This is a genomic window from Paraburkholderia sp. Tr-20389 (assembly GCF_017104565.1).
Lineage (GTDB): Bacteria > Pseudomonadota > Gammaproteobacteria > Burkholderiales > Burkholderiaceae > Paraburkholderia.
The window spans coordinates 71,062-83,629 of record NZ_JAAGPD010000022.1; the positions used below are offsets into that span (position 1 = coordinate 71,062).

Sequence of the window (12,568 nt, forward strand, 5' to 3'; positions counted from 1 at the left end):
TCCGTTACGCACGCACCGGCTTCTTGCCGTTACGCTTCGCAAGCTTCGCGATCTTGTCTTCGTGCTTCGGCGACGGCCACAAGCCTTCCGAGCGGTACAGCATGATCAGCACCATCGCGAGTGCGTACACGAGCTGACGGATCACTTCCGTATCGACGATTTCATGACCGAAGATCATGTGTTGCAGCGGACCCATCGTCGAACGCAGGAATTCGGGCAGCACGGCGAGCAGCACCGCGCCGAGAATCACGCCCGGGATGTGGCCCATGCCGCCCAGCACCACGCAGGCCAGCACGACGATCGATTCCGGCAGCGTGAACGATTCCGGCGACACGAAGCCCTGGAACGCACCGAACATCGCGCCCGACAGGCCGCCGAACGACGCGCCCATCGCGAACGCCAGCAGCTTCACGTCACGCGTGTTGATGCCCATTGCCTTCGCGGCGATTTCGTCTTCGCGGATCGCGGCCCATGCACGGCCGATACGCGAGTGCTGCAGACGCGTACACACCCAGATCACGAACAGCGCGCACAGCACGAACACGTAGTAGTACGAGTACACCGACGGAAACGTGAGGCCGAACAGCGAGTGCGTCTGCGCGAGGCTGAAGTCGCCGACGTGGATCGGATCGATACCCGTGATGCCCTTCGGGCCGTTCGTGATGTTCACCGGACGGTCGAGGTTGTTCAGGAAGATCCGGACGATTTCCCCGAAGCCCAAGGTCACGATCGCGAGGTAGTCGCCGCGCAGACGCAACGTCGGTGCACCGAGAATCACGCCGCAGATCGCCGCGATCGCCATCGCACACGGGATGATGAGGAGGAACGGCACGTGCAGCCCGTTCGGCGCGAAATGCGCGATCCATTCGAACTGCGACGACAGGTGCGGCGAGCTAAGCAAGGCTGCCGTATAGGCGCCCACCGCGTAGAACGCGATGTAGCCCAGGTCCAGCAGGCCGGCGAAACCGACCACCACATTGAGACCCAGCGCGAGCATCACATACAGCATCGCGAAGTCGAGCACGCGGACCCAGTAGTTGCCGCCTGCAGCACCGATGATCATCGGCGCAGCGATCACGAACACGGCGGTGATGATGCCCACCGTCAGCGTCTTCGTCAGGTTGCGTTCGGGGATGAGCGTCGTGGACGGCTCGATCGGTTGAATTGAGGTCATTGTATTTGCTCCTTTCCCTTACGCACGGTCCGCGACACGTTCGCCCAGCAGGCCCGACGGACGGAACACCAGCACGATGATCAGCACGATGAACGCGAACACGTCCTGGTAGTTACTGCCGAACACGCCACCCGTGAGGTTGCCGATGTAGCCGGCACCCAGCTGTTCGATCAGACCGAGAATCACGCCGCCGACCATCGCGCCGCCGAGATTGCCGATACCGCCCAGCACAGCTGCCGTGAATGCCTTCAGACCAGGGATGAAGCCCATGTAGAAGTGCGCGTTACCGTACTCCGACGCGATCATCACGCCCGCCAGCGCTGCCAGCGCCGAGCCGATCATGAAAGTCGCCGAAATCACGAAGTTCGGGTTCACGCCCATCAGGGAAGCGACGCCCGGGTTCTCCGCGATCGCGCGCATTGCGCGGCCGAGCTTCGTCTTGTGCACGAGGAGCAGCAGGCCCGCCATCACGAGGAACGCGACGACGATGATCACGATTTCCGTCATCGAGATCACGGCGCCCGGCGTCGTGTCAGTGGCCTTGATCACGTTGAGCGGATCGGTCGGCAGAAGCTGCGGGAACGGCAGCGGGTTACGCGACCAGATCATCATCGCGAGGGTCTGCAGCAGGATCGACACGCCGATTGCGGTAATCAGCGGGGCGAGACGCGGAGCCTTGCGCAGCGGCCGGTAGGCGACGCGCTCGATGGTATAGCCCACCACCGCGCAAACAACAGCGGCAATCACCAGCGCTATACACAATGTCGGCACGTTGCCGAGTCCGGGGAAATGGTTCTGCAATACCCCTATGGCCGAGAGCGCAACCATCGCGCCCACCATCAGCACGTCGCCGTGCGCGAAGTTGATGATGCCGAGAATGCCGTACACCATCGTGTAGCCCAGTGCGATGATGGCGTAGACACTGCCAAGCACCAGTCCGTTGATCACCTGCTGGATGAAAATATCCATTTAATGCTCCTTAGCCCGTGCGACTGGATTCGCGCTCTTCATCTGCCGGTTGGCGCTGATGCTTTACGGAATCGCAACGGCACTGCGGGTACTGATATAAAAGACCGGTAAGGGTTATCTTCGTCGAGCGCTCGTGGCCGCCGGGTTGCAGCGGCCCGCGCGCTCGACGCGGATGCAAAAACGGCACCGTCGGATGGTCCGGTGCCGTCAGGCTGTACGTCCCGTCATTACATCTTCACGACGTCGAGGACCGCTTTCTTGCCGTCCTTGAAGTCGTAAAGCGTAATGGCGCCTTCTTTCAGGTCACCCTTGTCGTCGAATGCGATGTGGCCGATCACACCTGTGTAATCGGTCGAAGGCATCGCAGCGAGTACCTTGGGCGGCTCGATCGAATTGGCGCGCTTCATTGCATCGACGATCACGTATACAGCGTCATACGTGAACGGCGCATAAATCTGCACCGGCGTGTGGAAGCGTGCGTCGTACTTCTTTTCGAAGTCCGCTCCCCTTTCCATCTTCGAAAGCGCAAGGCCTGCTTCCGAACACACGAGGTTCTGGACGGCACTGCCCGCCAGCTCCCCTACCTTGTCGGTGCACACGCCGTCGCCGCCAAGGATTTTTGCCCTGATTCCGAGCGCCGCTGCCTGTTTCGTAAACGGCCCGCCCGTTGCATCCATGCCGCCGAACATGATGGCGTCCGGCTGGGCACTTTTAATCTTTGTGAGGATGGCCCGGAAATCCGTGGCCCGGTCATTGGTCGCCTCGCGCGCAACGATCTTCGCGCCGCCCGCTTCCGCCGTCTTCGCGAATTCGTCAGCAAGACCCTTGCCATAGGCAGTTGCGTCGTCGACGACGGCGATCCGTTTCGCGCCGAGTGCTTTCGTCGCGTAGTTCGCCAGTGCCGGACCCTGCTGCGCATCGGTCGCGACGACCCGGTAGGTCGTCTTGAAACCTTGCTGCGTATAGGCCGGATTCGTCGAGGACGGCGAGATCTGCACAATGCCCGCGTCGCTGTATATCTTCGAGGCCGGGATCGATACACCCGAATTCAGGTGCCCGACCACGGCCACCACACGATCGTCCACCAGCTTCTGCGCGACCTGCGTGCCCGTTTTCGGATCGCCCGCATCATCCTGTGCGTCGAGTTCCAGCTGGATCTTGCGGCCGTCGATGGTCAACCCCTGCGCGTTGATCTCTTCAATAGCGAGACGCGCCCCGTTTTCATTGTCCTTTCCCAGATGCGCAATGCCGCCCGTCAATGGGGCCGCATGACCGATCTTCACGACCGTCACTTCGCTTGCGGGCGCAGCCGACGCTGCCACTGCAGCCGACGCGCTCTTGTCCGCTTCGCCATCGTTCTTTTTGCCGCACGCGGTCAGCGCAACCGCGGCCGCGATAGACACGGCACAAGCAAACTTGACTCGCATTAAATAGGTCTCCTGCGCCTTGCAAAATCTGGCGTTCCAAGGCGCTCAAGCCCTGAGAACGCGCGCATTGTAACTCCAATTCTGCGACGGGCAATATTGTTGAATGCGCAGGGTTTTCCTGCATTGCAACCGCCTCCCGAGACCTTTAGCGCACATTTGTTGCAACCGGGTTGCGCCAGATTTTCGTGCATCAGTTGCACCATCGATGACTGCTCGCAACACCAGTTGTTGCAGCGACTTCCGCGACAGGCCGATGCTACGGACGTCGACACACTTTCCTATCCCAATAATGCGCTGTACCGCTAATGCACCGACTTTGTGCGCCCGAATCGCCGTTCCGGAGATCGTCTGACGAAAAACGGGGCGCGATCGATCACTTCAAGCCAAATTACGCTGCGAAAAACAAAAAGAATATTCGCCTCGACACCGTCACTTTCTAATTTTTATGTGATGTGGCACCGTTTTTCCAGCGTTTTACGGCGTGTCGAGGCAATAAAAAAGCGCGCCGGCGGCGCGCTTTTTTCGATGGGGACAGTTCGTCAGGCCGGCAAACCCAGCCCGCGTGGCAACGGAAACGCGATGTTTTCCTCGATGCCTTCGAGCGCGCGCACGTTGCGCACGCCGAGTTCGCGCAGACGGCCGATGACCGCCTGAGCCAGCGCCTCGGGCGCCGATGCGCCCGCCGTCACGCCGATGCGGCGCTTGTCGGCGACCCATGCGGGATCGATCTGATCCGGCGAGTCCACCATATAGGAAGGCACGCCCAGCTTTTCGGCCAGTTCGCGCAGACGGTTCGAATTCGAGCTGTTCGGGCTGCCGACGACGATCACCACGTCGCATTGCGGCGCCATGAACTTGACGGCGTCCTGGCGGTTTTGCGTCGCGTAGCAGATGTCCTGCTTCTTCGGTTCCTTGATGTTCGGATACTTCGCTTTCAGCGCGCCGATGATCTGCGCGGCGTCGTCGACGGAAAGCGTGGTTTGCGTCACGTACGCGATGCGGTCCGGGTCGGCGAGCTGCAGCGCCTTCACGTCGTCGATGTCTTCGACGAGATACATGCCTTCGGCCGTCTGCCCCATCGTGCCTTCCACTTCAGGGTGACCCTTGTGACCGATCATCACGATGTCGAAGCCGTCCGCGCGCATCTTCGCGACTTCGATATGCACCTTGGTGACGAGAGGACACGTCGCGTCGTACACGCGCAGCCCGCGCTCATCGGCTTCGGCGCGCACGGCCTTCGACACACCGTGCGCACTGAAGATCACCGTGCTGCCCGACGGCACTTCATCCAGTTGCTCGATGAAGATCGCGCCCTTCTTGCGCAGGTCTTCGACGACATACGCGTTATGAACGATTTCGTGACGCACGTAGATCGGCGAACCGTACAGCTTGATGGCGCGTTCGACGATCTCGATCGCCCGATCGACGCCGGCGCAAAATCCGCGCGGCTGCGCAAGCAGGATTTCAGCTTCCGCGAAAGTCGTATCCGTGATGCTCATGTTTACAGGATCCCGATGATTTTTACTTCGAACGTCAGCGCCTGGCCGGCGAGCGGATGATTGAAATCGAAGAGAGCCGAGGTTTCGCCAACCTCTTTCAGCACGCCGGCGTAGCGACCGCCGCCCGGCGCATTGAATTCGACGAGATCGCCGGGAGAAAAATCCTCGCCGATCATGCTGTTTTCACGCAAGGTGGCGAGCGACACGCGCTGGATCAGCTCCGGATTGCGCGGGCCGAATGCCTGACCCGGTTCTAGCTGAAAGGTCGAGTGGTGACCCACCTTCAGTCCCAGCAGAATGTCTTCCAGCGGCGGCGCCAATTGGCCCGCGCCCAGCAACAGCGTGGCGGGCTTGTCGTTGAAGGTGCTGACGATCTCGGCGCCATCGGCAAGCGAAAGCCGGTAGTGAAGCGTGACGTGCGAACCGGGTTTCACTTCGGAGATGTCGATGATGCTCATGCGGTACTCGTTCGGTCGTGGCGCGCGGCGCATGGATGCGGCGGCGCGGGTCGCGCGCATGGCGGGCTTGTGCGAAGCCGGAGATGCCGTGCGCAAAGGCCCTATTGTAAGCCACATATCCCGAGCCGGCTGGAACGTTGCTGCGCGGCGCCTCGTCGCCGCCTCATCTGGATTTCGAAGGACGTTGCCATGAACGACACGATAGTCATCCCGCTTACCGACGCGGGAAAATCCCCGATACGCCGTGCTCCGCCGTCGTGGCCGACGCGCGACATGCCACGCGAGCGACTGCTCGACGCGGGTCCCGCGGCGCTTTCGGACACCGAACTGGTCGCGCTCGTGCTCGGCTCGGGGCTGCCAGGACACAATGTGTTCGACGTCGCGCGCTCGCTGTTGCAGCGCTTCGGCTCGCTGCGCGCGATGCTCGACCGAACGCCCGAAGATTTCGACGGCGTGCGCGGCGTCGGCCCGGCCAAGCGCGCGCAATTGCTCGCGATTATGGAAATGGCGCGGCGCGCCCTCGCGGAGAAGATGCGCGAGCGGCCGCTGATCGATTCGCCCGAAGCCGTCGAAGATTACCTGCGGCTGCTGATCGGCTCGCGGCCCTACGAGGTGTTTATCTGTCTGTTTCTGGATACGCGGCACCGGCTGATCCGCTCCGAGGAAAACTCGCGCGGCTCGCTCACACGGATGGCCGTGTATCCGCGCGAGATCGTGCGGCGCGCGCTATCCGTCAACGCGGCCAGCCTGATCGTGGCGCACAACCATCCGTCCGGCGCCGTGAAGCCGAGCGCCAGCGACCGCCAACTGACGCGCGTGCTGCGCGATACCCTCGCCCTGATCGACGTGAAGCTGATCGATCATCTGGTGATTGGCGGAAACGAGACGTTTTCGTTCGCACGCGCCGGCTGGCCTTGAACCGCGACCGTCTTGGCCGGGAGCGCGTTGCACGCGCAGCCGGCCGCGCTGCTTGCTCCGCCGTCGCAAATAAGGTTTGATTTTTCGGCTCTTTTTCTGCTACTATTTCGGTTTGCCTCTTTCCAACCCCTGTTCCGAAGCCACAAGGCCTTCTCGGAAAGCACGCGATTCAAGTCGGCTACGGCTCGGTCCTCATGTTTTCCCGGGAAACTTCACGGCGTTCGAACTCAGAATTAGCGTATTAGGAGTGCTCTCATGGCACGCGTATGCCAAGTAACTGGGAAAGCGCCGATGAGCGGCAACAACGTTTCCCACGCGAACAACAAGACCAAGCGTCGTTTTCTCCCGAATCTGCAAAACCGCCGTTTCTGGGTTGAAAGCGAAAACCGTTGGGTGCGCCTGCGCGTTTCGAACGCCGGCCTGCGCCTGATCGACAAGAACGGTATCGACTCCGTGCTCGCAGACCTGCGCGCACGTGGCGAAGCCTAAGGAGTAAATCATGGCCAAGGGCGCACGCGACAAGATCAAGCTGGAATCGACCGCAGGTACGGGTCACTTCTACACGACCACGAAGAACAAGCGCAACATGCCGGAAAAGATGGAGATCATGAAGTTCGATCCCGTCGCTCGCAAGCATGTGGCGTACAAGGAAACGAAGATCAAGTAATCTCGTTTTCGGCCGTTTGACGATGAAAAGCCCCGCTTCTGCGGGGCTTTTTGTTTTTGACGCCGCCCCTGTTTCGCGTCGACCCGGCCGCCCTTGCCTTTTTCCTCATTCTTTCCCCGCGCAAAACTGACTGCGCCGTTCGGCCAGCTTTTCCTCGCAGGCTGCAGCGCGTATGCTCTTCGGTTTCCCAATCAAAAGGCTGTGGCGGCGTTCACCGCACCAGCCGCGCAATACGACGGAGAGAGGAGATGAATTTCGACGTAGCGATTGTCGGCAGCGGGCTGGCTGGTTTGAGTGTCGCGCTGAATCTCGCGCAGACGCGGCGCGTCGCCGTGATCGCCAAACGCTCGCTGACCGAAGGCGCCAGCGACTGGGCACAAGGCGGCATTGCAGCCGTGCTCGACTCGGCGGATAGCGTCGAGAATCATGTCGACGACACGCTGGTCGCCGGCGGCGGCTTGTGCGATGAAGCCGCAACACGCTTCATCGTCGAACACGGCCGTGAAGCGATCCAGTGGCTGATCGACCAAGGCGTGCCGTTCACGAAAGACGATGCTGCTGAGCTTGGCTTCCATCTGACACGTGAAGGCGGTCATAGCCATCGGCGCATCATTCACGCGGCCGACGCGACCGGACACGCCGTCGTTGCGACGCTGAGCGAGCGCGTGCGGCAGCATCCGAACATCACGCTGCTCGAAGATCACTACGCGATCGACCTGATCACCTCCGACCGTCTCGGGCTGCCAGGCCGTCGTTGTCACGGGCTGTACGCGCTCGATCTGGCGAGCGGGCGTACCGTCACGATCGAGGCGCCGCACACGGTTCTGGCCACAGGTGGCGCGGGCAAGGTCTACCTCTACACGACGAACCCCGATACCGCGACGGGCGACGGTATCGCGATGGCCTGGCGGGCTGGCTGCCGGGTGTCGAACATGGAGTTCATCCAGTTTCATCCGACTTGTCTGTTCCACCCCTACGCCAAGTCCTTTCTGATCTCGGAAGCAGTGAGAGGCGAAGGCGGCATTCTGAAGCTGCCTGACGGCACGCGCTTTATGCCCGCGCACGACGAACGCGCCGAACTGGCGCCGCGCGATATCGTCGCCCGTGCGATCGACTTCGAGATCAAGAAGCGCGGAATCGATTGCGTGTATCTGGACATCAGCCATCAATCCCCTGAGTTCCTGCGGGAACATTTCCCAACCATTCTTGCGCGCTGCCTGGAGTTCGGCATCGACATCACGAAAGAGCCGATTCCCGTCGTGCCTGCCGCGCACTACACGTGCGGCGGCGTCGTCACGGATCTCGCAGGGCGTACCGATCTGGCCGGGCTTTACGCCGTCGGCGAAACGTCGTGCACGGGCCTGCACGGCGCGAACCGGCTCGCGAGTAACTCGCTACTGGAGTGTCTGGTGATCGGGCGGTCGGCGGCGCAGGCGATCGAAGAGGAAGGTTTCGGCGCCGCGGTGCATGCGCCGCTGCCTGACTGGGATGAGAGCCGCGTGTCGGATCCTGACGAGGAAGTGGTCGTCGCGCACAACTGGGACGAACTGCGTCGCCTGATGTGGAATTACGTCGGCATCGTACGCACGGACAAGCGGCTCGCGCGTGCGAAGCATCGGCTCGCGCTGCTGCGCGACGAAATCCACGAGTACTACGCGAACTTCAAGGTGAGCCGCGATCTGCTCGAGTTGCGCAATCTCGTCGATGTGGCTTCGCTGATCGTCGAAGGTGCGCGCTCGCGGCGTGAGAGCCGCGGCCTGCACTACAGTCGCGACTGGCCGAATCCGTTGCCGAAGGCGCTGCCGACCGTGCTGTCGCCGGAACGCGTGCCGAACCGGAACGTGTAGCCTTTCAGCGTTGCGGATTGAAAAAGGCCATCGCCAGTCAGACTGGCGATGGCCTTTTCCTTGACCGGCTACGTGATTCGATCAGACGATGCGCATCGAAAAATCGGTCGCGCGCACGTCCTTGGTCAGCGAACCAACCGAGACGCGATCGACGCCCGTCTCAGCAATCTGCCGGATCGTATCGAAGTTCACGCCGCCGGACACTTCGAGCACCGCCCGCCCGGCCGTGATGCGCACCGCGTCGCGCATCATGTCGAACGAGAAATTGTCTAGCAGCACCGACTGCGCGCCATGAGCAAGCGCCGACTCGAGCTGTTCGAGCGTTTCGACCTCGATCTGGATCGACACACCCGCGTTCAGCGCAAGCGCCGCCTGCATCGCCGGGCCGACGCCGCCTGCCGCGGCGATGTGGTTCTCCTTGATGAGGATGCCGTCATAGAGCGCTAGGCGCTGATTCGCGCCGCCGCCCACGCGCACTGCGTACTTCTGCGCGAGTCGCAAGCCCGGCAGCGTCTTGCGCGTATCGAGCACGCGTGCGCGGGTATGTGCGATGGCATCGGCGAACTTGCGCGTCGCGCTCGCGACACCCGACAGCAATTGCAGGAAATTGAGCCCATTGCGCTCGGCCGTCAGCAGTGCGCGCGCGGGACCACGCAGCGTGCACACTACCGAATCCGCCGCCATACGATCGCCTTCGCGATAACGCCATTGCACCTCGATACGTTGATCGACCCGACGCATCACTTCGTTGAACCAAGGCACACCGCACAGCACCGCCTCCTCCCGCACGATGATGCGCGCGTCGCGCATCTCGTCGGCGGGGACCAGAAGGCCTGTGAGATCGCCGCTGCCTACGTCTTCCGCGAGCGCATCCGCGACGTTCCGTGTGATCGCCGCAACGAACGCGTCGCCGTACTGTTCCCGTATTTCCGCGAAAAGGGGCGACACAGCGTCCTTCAAATCCAGCGGTTCATTCGCACCCATCAGGCCGCTCCAACGTTCGAGAACAGCGCGGTGTCGCGCGCCAGATCGCCGCTCGCCTGCACGCGCGTCTTGTGACGCGCGGCGAAATCCAGCATACGGTCGATCGGAAGACGTGCGCGCTCGCCGATCGCCGGATCGACGAAGATTTCGTTGTGCCCGCGCTCCAGAACTTCGGCAAGATTGCGCAGCCCGTTCATCGCCATCCACGGACAATGCGCGCAGCTCTTGCACGTCGCGCTGTTGCCGGCCGTGGGCGCTTCGATGAACGTCTTGCCGGGCGCCGCGAGTCGCATCTTGTGCAGGATGCCGAGATCGGTCGCGACAATGAAGTGCGTCGCGCTGCTGTTCTTCGCCGCGTCGATCAGTTGCGTCGTCGAGCCAACCACATCGGCCTGTGCAACCACGCTTTCCGGTGACTCCGGATGCACGAGCACTTTTGCGTCCGGATATTCGACGCGTAGCAAATCGAGTTCGACGCCTTTGAATTCGTCGTGGACAAGACACGAGCCCTGCCATAGCAGCATGTCGGCGCCCGTCTTCTTCTGGATGTAACCGCCGAGATGACGGTCCGGCGCCCAGATGATCTTTTCGCCACGTGCATGAAGATCGGCGACGATTTCCAGCCCGATCGACGACGTCACCATCCAGTCGGCTCGCGCCTTCACTGCCGCACTCGTATTCGCATAGACAACGACCGTGCGATCCGGATGCGCGTCGCAGAAAGCAGAGAACTCGTCGACGGGACAGCCAAGATCGAGCGAACAGGTCGCGTCCAGATCAGGCATCAGAATGCGCTTGTTCGGACTAAGAATTTTCGCCGTCTCACCCATGAAGCGCACCCCGGCGACCACCAGCGTCTGCGCGTCGTGATCGCGTCCGAACCGTGCCATCTCAAGCGAATCGGCCACGCAGCCGCCCGTCTCGTCCGCCAGTTCCTGCAACTCAGCGTCGACGTAGTAATGCGCGACTAGCACTGCTTTTTCGCGCTTGAGCAAGCCGCGAATACGCTCCTTCAACGCGAGCCGTTCCTGCGTTGACGGCGCGTCGGGCACTTTCGCCCAAGCGTGGCCGATGCTACAGGCCGTGCCTTGCGGACGGTCGTACTCGACGCTCCTGATCGCCTGATTCATGATCTCCTCTGCCCTGCTGATTCCGCCGCCCACAGCCGATACCGCGACCCGATTCGGCGGCCCAAAAAAGCAAAACCCCGCCAACGCGGGGTTTTGTGACGTAACGAAAGTTTAATAGATTTCGTCGAGGATCAGGCGTAGCGCCGCAGGCGCATCGCAAATTCCTGCAGGGCTTTGATGCCACTTTGTTCAGCGCGGTGACACCAATCTTGCAACTGCACCAGCAGTTGCTCGCGAGATGCATTGGAACGCTCCCACATCGCCGCGAGTTCATTGCGCAACTCGATATAAGTGCGCAACTTCTGACTGTTCGCAAAAATCTGCGGCAACTGACGACGCTGCGGCTCGTCGAGACCGGCTTCTTCCTTGTGGAACCACGTGCGCGCGCCGCGCATCACCTGATATTTCTCGCGTGCACCGACTTCCTTCAGATGCGCCAGTTCCTGACGGTAGGCACGCTTGATCGCCTTCGCGTAACGCGCCATCACTTCATAGCGATTCGCGAGAACAGCCTGCAGCGTGTCCTGATCGAGCACCAGTTTGCCCGTGGTCAGACGCGGCGTCGGTGCGATCTTCTTCACCTTGGCGAGACGGAACGCCGACATGATGCGGATGTACATCCAGCCGATGTCGAACTCGTACCACTTGTTCGAGAGCTTCGCGGACGTCGCGTACGTGTGGTGATTGTTGTGCAGCTCTTCACCGCCGATGATGATGCCCCACGGGAACAGGTTCGTGCTCGCATCCGACGAGTTGAAGTTGCGATAGCCCCAGAAGTGTCCGAGACCGTTGACGACGCCTGCCGCCCAGAACGGAATCCAGATCATCTGCACGGCCCATACGGTCAGGCCGACGATGCCGAACAGCGCGACGTCGATGACCATCATCAGGCTCACGCCGAGAATCGGGTACTTCGTATAAACGTTGCGCTCGAGCCAGTCATTCGGCGTGCCGTGGCTGAACTTGCGCATCGTTTCTTCGTTCTTCGCTTCGGTGCGGTAGAGTTCCGCGCCTTCGAGCAGCACCTTCCAGATGCCGCGCGTCTGCGGGCTGTGCGGATCTTCTTCGGTCTCGCACTTCGCGTGGTGCTTGCGGTGAATCGCGGCCCACTGCCCCGTCAGCATGCCCGTGCTCATCCACAGCCAGAAGCGGAAGAAGTGGCTTGCGATGGGATGCAGATCCAGTGCGCGGTGCGCCTGGCAGCGATGCAGATAGACAGTGACGCCGATAATGGTCACGTGCGTGACGGCGAGCGTCCACAACACGATTTGCCACCACGAAAAACGCAATGCGCCGTGAGCAAGGAAATCAAGCAGGGAATTCAACAAGGCCATTTACCTACGAACGGAAAGACATTCGCGCAAGGATACAACGGCGGATGTCAAGAAAGTGAAAGCAATTGGAGATTTAGGACATTATTTTACTCGAACGGTTCCAAGTGTCTGTAACAAAAAAGAAAATTGTTGTGTTGCATCAACCGGATATGCTCTTGATT

12 protein-coding genes are annotated in these 12,568 nt (G+C 61.2%); 4 read left to right on the forward strand and 8 right to left on the reverse strand.

Annotation, left to right across the window (positions count from 1 at the left end; translation table 11 throughout):
* Window positions 1-4 precede the first annotated feature (4 nt).
* The 5 genes from G3N95_RS20800 to G3N95_RS20820 all read right to left on the reverse strand — a co-directional run bounded on the left by G3N95_RS20800 (window position 5) and on the right by G3N95_RS20820 (window position 5,527).
* On the reverse strand, window positions 5-1,174 hold the full coding sequence (locus G3N95_RS20800) for an ABC transporter ATP-binding protein (protein WP_205971957.1): 1,170 nt from the start codon (window positions 1,172-1,174) through the stop codon (window positions 5-7).
* An 18-nt stretch (window positions 1,175-1,192) separates the two neighbouring features.
* Window positions 1,193-2,143 carry a branched-chain amino acid ABC transporter permease gene (locus G3N95_RS20805; RefSeq protein ID WP_205971958.1) on the reverse strand — a complete coding sequence of 317 codons (951 nt, stop codon included), beginning with the start codon at window positions 2,141-2,143 and terminating at the stop codon, window positions 1,193-1,195.
* Between the two features lie 227 nt (window positions 2,144-2,370).
* Window positions 2,371-3,570, reverse strand: a complete 1,200-nt coding sequence (locus G3N95_RS20810) for a branched-chain amino acid ABC transporter substrate-binding protein (RefSeq protein ID WP_205971959.1) — start codon at window positions 3,568-3,570, stop codon at window positions 2,371-2,373.
* 539 nt (window positions 3,571-4,109) lie between these two features.
* Window positions 4,110-5,069, reverse strand: a complete 960-nt coding sequence (gene ispH / locus G3N95_RS20815; protein ID WP_205971960.1) for a 4-hydroxy-3-methylbut-2-enyl diphosphate reductase — start codon at window positions 5,067-5,069, stop codon at window positions 4,110-4,112.
* Window positions 5,070-5,071: 2 nt separating this feature from the next.
* Window positions 5,072-5,527 (reverse strand): peptidylprolyl isomerase, encoded by a 456-nt coding sequence (locus G3N95_RS20820; protein WP_205971961.1) that lies wholly within the window; start codon window positions 5,525-5,527, stop codon window positions 5,072-5,074.
* A 189-nt stretch (window positions 5,528-5,716) separates the two neighbouring features.
* On the opposite strand from G3N95_RS20820, the gene radC reads away from it, so the two are divergent.
* The 4 genes from radC to nadB all read left to right on the forward strand — a co-directional run bounded on the left by radC (window position 5,717) and on the right by nadB (window position 8,959).
* Window positions 5,717-6,445 (forward strand): DNA repair protein RadC, encoded by a 729-nt coding sequence (gene radC / locus G3N95_RS20825; protein WP_205971962.1) that lies wholly within the window; start codon window positions 5,717-5,719, stop codon window positions 6,443-6,445.
* Window positions 6,446-6,700: 255 nt separating this feature from the next.
* A complete protein-coding gene (gene rpmB / locus G3N95_RS20830; RefSeq protein WP_004186391.1) occupies window positions 6,701-6,934 on the forward strand; it encodes a 50S ribosomal protein L28 in 234 nt (77 codons plus the stop codon).
* Between the two features lie 10 nt (window positions 6,935-6,944).
* Window positions 6,945-7,112, forward strand: coding sequence for a 50S ribosomal protein L33 (gene rpmG, locus G3N95_RS20835; RefSeq protein WP_004185395.1), 168 nt, complete (start codon window positions 6,945-6,947; stop codon window positions 7,110-7,112).
* 248 nt (window positions 7,113-7,360) lie between these two features.
* Window positions 7,361-8,959 (forward strand): L-aspartate oxidase, encoded by a 1,599-nt coding sequence (gene nadB / locus G3N95_RS20840; protein ID WP_205971963.1) that lies wholly within the window; start codon window positions 7,361-7,363, stop codon window positions 8,957-8,959.
* An 81-nt stretch (window positions 8,960-9,040) separates the two neighbouring features.
* On the opposite strand, the gene nadC is transcribed toward nadB, so the two are convergent.
* The 3 genes from nadC to G3N95_RS20855 all read right to left on the reverse strand — a co-directional run bounded on the left by nadC (window position 9,041) and on the right by G3N95_RS20855 (window position 12,401).
* Window positions 9,041-9,943, reverse strand: a complete 903-nt coding sequence (gene nadC, locus G3N95_RS20845) for a carboxylating nicotinate-nucleotide diphosphorylase (protein WP_205971964.1) — start codon at window positions 9,941-9,943, stop codon at window positions 9,041-9,043.
* Window positions 9,943-11,073, reverse strand: coding sequence for a quinolinate synthase NadA (nadA, locus tag G3N95_RS20850; protein WP_205971965.1), 1,131 nt, complete (start codon window positions 11,071-11,073; stop codon window positions 9,943-9,945). Before nadA ends, nadC begins: the two co-directional genes overlap by 1 nt.
* A 131-nt stretch (window positions 11,074-11,204) precedes the next feature.
* Window positions 11,205-12,401 carry an acyl-CoA desaturase gene (locus G3N95_RS20855; RefSeq protein WP_205971966.1) on the reverse strand — a complete coding sequence of 399 codons (1,197 nt, stop codon included), beginning with the start codon at window positions 12,399-12,401 and terminating at the stop codon, window positions 11,205-11,207.
* Between the last annotated feature and the right edge of the window lie 167 nt (window positions 12,402-12,568).